Annotated in this window: 5 protein-coding genes; 1 reads left to right on the forward strand and 4 read right to left on the reverse strand. The window is 63.9% G+C overall.

Annotated elements, in window-relative coordinates; genetic code table 11:
* Positions 1-326 precede the first annotated feature (326 nt).
* Together ENZ74_RS23345 and ENZ74_RS23350 are read right to left on the reverse strand one after the other, a co-directional pair.
* Positions 327-1,604, reverse strand: a complete 1,278-nt coding sequence (locus ENZ74_RS23345; protein ID WP_063169608.1) for a polyhydroxyalkanoate depolymerase — start codon at positions 1,602-1,604, stop codon at positions 327-329.
* Positions 1,605-1,835: 231 nt separating this feature from the next.
* Positions 1,836-2,195 carry a septal ring lytic transglycosylase RlpA family protein gene (locus ENZ74_RS23350; RefSeq protein ID WP_013528714.1) on the reverse strand — a complete coding sequence of 120 codons (360 nt, stop codon included), beginning with the start codon at positions 2,193-2,195 and terminating at the stop codon, positions 1,836-1,838.
* 309 nt (positions 2,196-2,504) lie between these two features.
* Here ENZ74_RS23350 and ENZ74_RS34480 point away from each other — a divergent pair, with 309 nt between their 5' ends.
* The gene (locus tag ENZ74_RS34480) at positions 2,505-2,690 is read left to right on the forward strand and encodes a hypothetical protein (protein ID WP_024502222.1); all 186 of its coding nucleotides are present in this window, start codon (positions 2,505-2,507) and stop codon (positions 2,688-2,690) included.
* A 189-nt stretch (positions 2,691-2,879) separates the two neighbouring features.
* On the opposite strand, the gene ENZ74_RS23360 is transcribed toward ENZ74_RS34480, so the two are convergent.
* Positions 2,880-3,671, reverse strand: coding sequence for an ATP-binding cassette domain-containing protein (locus ENZ74_RS23360; protein WP_063169609.1), 792 nt, complete (start codon positions 3,669-3,671; stop codon positions 2,880-2,882).
* A gap of 10 nt (positions 3,672-3,681) precedes the next feature.
* Positions 3,682-4,383: ABC transporter permease subunit (locus tag ENZ74_RS23365; RefSeq protein WP_127313013.1), on the reverse strand; the 702-nt coding region annotated here is incomplete at its 5' end.

Genomic DNA, 4,383 nt, shown 5'->3' on the forward strand with positions numbered 1-4,383 from the left:
CCCGCCAAGGCCGGTGCCACCCAGCCCGCCGTCATTGCCAGCCCGGCCGCCACATACACGCGCAGCCGTCGCGCCATCGATGAGGAAATCATTGTCCCCGCTCACCCTTTGTTATTAACGAAAGGTTAAGGGGGATTTACAGTCCGTGTCAATTACGACGACGGTCGGATTGTCGGCATGGTTACCCGAGGGGCTGGACAGCGGCACTTGTGCAACAGAATCAGCCAGCCAGCCGGCTTTTACCGGTCAATCGCATGGCTTGTCGCCGTTAAGCTTGGTTTTATGCAAATCATCGTCCCAAAACCCGCAATTTTGGACGACGTGCATTATCTCTTGGCGGCGCGGACCAGCTTCGGCTTCGCCGCGACACGCTCCTGGCGGCCGTAGCTGGTGATGAAGTCGACGATGCGCGGCACGATTTCGGAGCGGAAGCGAGAACCGTTGAACACGCCGTAATGGCCGACCGCCGGCTGCATGTAGTGGGCGTGCCGCTCAGCCGGGATATTGGGGCAAAGATCATGCGCTGCCTTGGTCTGGCCAAGGCCTGATATGTCGTCGTTCTCGCCTTCGACCGTGAACAGCGCGACGTTGCGGATCGCCGACGGATCGATCCTGGTGCCGCGATGCGTCATCTCGCCCTTTGGCAAGGCCTGCCGCACGAAGACGGTGTCGACGGTCTGCAGGTAGAATTCGGCCGTCAGGTCCATGACCGCCAGATACTCGTCGTAGAAATCGCGGTGCTTCTCGGCATTGTCGCCATCATGCTTCACCAGATGCATGAAGAAGTCCTTGTGGGCGATGATGTGGCGATCGAGGTTCATGCTCATGAAGCCGGACAGCTGCAGGAAGCCTGGATAGACCTCGCGGCCGAAGCCTGGCACCGGCCACGGCGCATGCATCACGACATTGTCGCGGAACCAGTCGATGCCTTTTTCCTGCGCCAGCAGATTGACCGCGGTCGGGTTGCTGCGCGTGTCGATAGGCCCGCCCATCAACGTCATCGTCGAGGGCACGAACGGGTCGCCCTTGGATTCCATCAGCGCCACGGCGGCCAGCACCGGCACGGAAGGCTGGCACACCGCCATCACATGCGTGTCCGGCCCGAGCGTGTGCAGCATGTCGATGACATAGTCGATGTAGTCGTCGAGATCGAATTGGCCGTCGGCAAGCGGCACCATGCGGGCATCGACCCAGTCGGTGATGTGCACGTCGGCATAGGGCAGCATCGCTTCCACCGTGCCGCGCAGCAGCGTCGCATAATGGCCCGACATCGGCGCCACGATCAGAAGCTTCGGATCGGGCTTGCGCCCGGCGGGGACAGCGCGCTCGAAGCGCACGAGATTGCAGAACGGCTTCGACCAGACGGTCTTCTCGGCGACCTCGACGCTCTTCCAGTCGACCACGGTCTTGCTCAGGCCGAAGGCCGGCTTGCCGTAGCGGCGCGTGGTGCGCTCGAACAGTTCGGCCGTCGCCGCGATCGAACGGCCCCATTGCGTGTGGGAAAACGGATTGAGCGGATTGGAGTAGAACATCCGCACCGCGTCGGCATAGAGGCGCGCCGGCTGCAGGGCGGCGTGGTTCATCTCATAGAGCTGGTAGAACATCGAGAAACCCCGCTGCTGCCTGCGACCGAAGGCACGACGAGCAGCGCCGAGCCTAAATGTCTCGCGGGGAAGTTAACAACTAATTGCTGCGATGCAATACGTCACGCTGCGTGACCAATGCTTCTTTGGTTCAAGGCCATGGAAATCGGGGCCGAACGGTGCCAGCCGGCTCAGTGTGCGGCTGCGAAATGTGTAGGTAATGTGTCCGGCCCTTGCCGGACACAGGAAGCTCTAGACGCGCGCCATGCACACGGAAGTGTGGCCGGAGCCGATGAAGCCGAGCTGGCCGGCCGCGCCCTTCGACAGGTCGAGCACGCGTCCCTTGATGAACGGACCGCGATCGTTGATGCGCACGACGACGCTGCGGCCGTTGTTCTTGTTGGTCACCCTGAGCTTGGTGCCGAAAGGCAAGGTGCGATGCGCGGCGGTCATCGCCGACGGGTTCATGCGCTCGCCCGAGGCGGTTCTGGAGTGCAGGGCGTACCACGAGGCGCGGCCGCACTGGGCGGCGGCGGTCGCCGAAGAAGCGCCGACCATCAGGCCAGCAGCGATCGTTACCGCGACAATCGCGGTCTGTTTTGGGTTCTTCATATTTGGGGGATGGCTCCGTTTTTGACAGACCCCAGCCGTTAGGTGCCAAATAAGGCGGGAAATGCGGCAGTGATCTGGCGGTTCCGTGGCAATGGCACACGTTTGGAGTCGCTGGGTAACAGTCTGTCAGGGATTTTCCGGCACGCGATGATCAATCAACGATGATCTTTGTGTTGCTATCGGGCATCCGTTTGACAAGATCGAACATTAATATCCAAGTAGAGCTCGGCGCGGCCGGGCCACTTCCTTTGGCTCTTTTATCGCGGTCCCGATGCTGTAACCAATCGACTTCAAAAGGGAGATCCGGCAATGAGGCTGACCAAAAATCTGCTGGCGTTGATTGTGCTTGCCGTCGGCGCGCTGTGGTCGCTGCAAGGCATCGGCGTTGTCGGCGGCAGCTTCATGACCGGCCAGTCGCAATGGCTCTATATCGGCGTCGTCACCATGCTGGTCGGGCTGATCGGGTTGGTGTGGGCGAACCGGTCAAGCGGGTGAGCTTGATGAAAGGTCGACCCCACTCCGGCCCTTCGGGCCACCTCTCCCCCGATCGACGGGGGAGAGGAAAAGCGCGAGCTCGCCGACCTTGGCTCCTTTCCTCTCCCTCCGGAGGGGGGGAGAGGTGGTGCTGCGAAGCTGCGACGGAGTGGGGGAAGGCGGTCCTCCAGGGCCCTGCCCCCGACAGCCCTACCCGAACAGCCGATCCAGAATCTTGCCCTCCAGCCGGGCCAGCTCCACCGAACCGCGCCGGCGCGGCCGTTCCACGGGCACATCCAGATCGAGCGCGACCCGGCCTTCACTGATCACCACGACCCGGTCGGCGAGCGCGACCGCTTCGGCGACATCATGCGTGACCAGCACGGCCGTGAACTTCTGCGCGATCCAGATGCGTTCCAGAAGCTGCTGCATCTCGATGCGGGTCAGGGCGTCGAGTGCGCCGAGCGGCTCGTCGAGAGCCAGGATCTGCGGGTGGCCGACCAGCGCGCGGGCCAGCGCCACGCGCTGCTTCTGACCTCCGGACAGCACCGAAGGCCATTCGTCGGCCCGGTCGGCAAGCCCGACCTCGCCGAGGATGTCGAGCGCGCGGTGCCTCGCTTCGCTACCGGTGGCGATGCCGGTCAGCCCGACCTCGACGTTTTTCACCACGCTGGCCCAGGGCAGGAGCCGTGGCTCCTGGAACATGAAGCGCGTGCGGCTGTGTCCTTCCTCTTCGACGCCGAAGGACAGCGATCCCGATGTCGGCCGGTCGAGCCCGGCCAGAAGCCGCAACAGCGTGCTCTTGCCGCAGCCGCTCTTGCCGATGACGGCGAGGAACTGCCCGGCCGGCACGTCCAGGTCGATGCCGTCGAGCACGGTCTTGTCGCCGAAGCGCTTGCCGGCATGCCTGAAGGCAAAGGCCCGCTGTCCTTCGACGGAGCCGATCGGCCGCACCGGCGTGGCGACGAAGGAACGGGCTGCGGTCAGGCTGGCGGCGGTCATGGGCAATCTCTCATCCGTTCTGGAAGGCCGGATGCCAGCCAAGCGACAAACGCTCGAGCAGGCGGGCGAGGCTGTCGGCGAGCTTGCCGAGCAGCGCGTAGATCAGGATCGACAGCACGACGACATCGATCAGCAGGAATTCGCGCGCCTGCATGGCCATGTAGCCGAGGCCCGAACTGGCCGAGATGGTTTCGGCGACGATCAGCGTCAGCCACATGATGCCCAGGGCATAGCGCAGGCCGACGAAGATCGACGGCAGCGCGCCGGGCAGGATGACGCGGAAGAACAGGGCGCGCCGGTCCATGCCGTAGACGCGGCCCATCTCGACCAGCTGTGGGTCGACGCTCTGGATGCCGAGCAGCGTGTTGACGTAGATCGGAAAGAACACGCCGAGCGCCACCAGGAACAGCTTGGCTTCCTCGTCGATGCCGAACCACAGGATGACCAGCGGGATCAGCGCCAGATGCGGAATGTTGCGGATCATCTGCAGCGTCGTGTCGGTCAGGCCGCGGCTGAGCGTCGACAGCCCGTTGGCAAGGCCAAGCGCAAAACCGATGGAGCCACCGACGGCAAAGCCGGCAAGGGCGCGCGCGGTCGAGACGCCGATGTTGCGGATCAGTTCGCCCGACAGCGTCAGCCGCCAGAAGGCCTCGGCGACCGCGCTGGGCGCCGGCAGCACGTTGGCCGGCATGACGCCGGCGCGGCTGGCAAT

Origin of the sequence: Mesorhizobium sp. M7A.F.Ca.CA.002.15.2.1 (assembly GCF_003998715.1) — a bacterium.
GTDB lineage: Bacteria > Pseudomonadota > Alphaproteobacteria > Rhizobiales > Rhizobiaceae > Mesorhizobium > Mesorhizobium ciceri.

What these genes read in the sequence shown, in the direction of transcription:
- ENZ74_RS23345 (WP_063169608.1), bottom strand. Translation starts at nt 1,604, where the DNA reads ATGTTCTACCAGCTCTATGAGATGAACCACGCCGCCCTGCAGCCGGCG.
- ENZ74_RS23350 (WP_013528714.1), bottom strand. Translation starts at nt 2,195, where the DNA reads ATGAAGAACCCAAAACAGACCGCGATTGTCGCGGTAACGATCGCTGCT.
- ENZ74_RS34480 (WP_024502222.1), top strand. Translation starts at nt 2,505, where the DNA reads ATGAGGCTGACCAAAAATCTGCTGGCGTTGATTGTGCTTGCCGTCGGC.
- ENZ74_RS23360 (WP_063169609.1), bottom strand. Translation starts at nt 3,671, where the DNA reads ATGACCGCCGCCAGCCTGACCGCAGCCCGTTCCTTCGTCGCCACGCCG.